This is a genomic window from Azospirillum griseum (assembly GCF_003966125.1).
In the GTDB taxonomy this organism is placed as follows: domain Bacteria; phylum Pseudomonadota; class Alphaproteobacteria; order Azospirillales; family Azospirillaceae; genus Azospirillum; species Azospirillum griseum.
The window spans coordinates 1-233 of record NZ_RXMA01000203.1 but is presented as its reverse complement, the minus strand read 5'-3'; the positions used below and the strand labels follow the sequence as shown (position 1 = coordinate 233).

Annotated in this window: 1 pseudogene; it reads left to right on the top strand. The window is 64.8% G+C overall.

The annotated features are described in order from the left end of the window. A pseudogene (gene tuf, locus EJ903_RS26780) lies at positions 1 to 233 on the top strand (elongation factor Tu); the annotation flags it as partial.

The window sequence follows — 233 nt, the reverse complement described above, 5'->3', positions numbered from 1 at the left end:
CGCGAGCTTCTGTCGTCCTACCAGTTCCCCGGCGACGACATTCCGATCACGAAGGGTTCGGCGCTGTGCGCGCTGGAAGACCGTTCGCCGGAAATCGGCCGCGACGCCGTTCTGGCCCTGATGAAGACGGTTGACGAGTACATCCCGCAGCCGGAGCGTCCGGTTGACCGTCCGTTCCTGATGCCGATCGAAGACGTGTTCTCGATCTCGGGCCGTGGCACCGTCGTGACCGG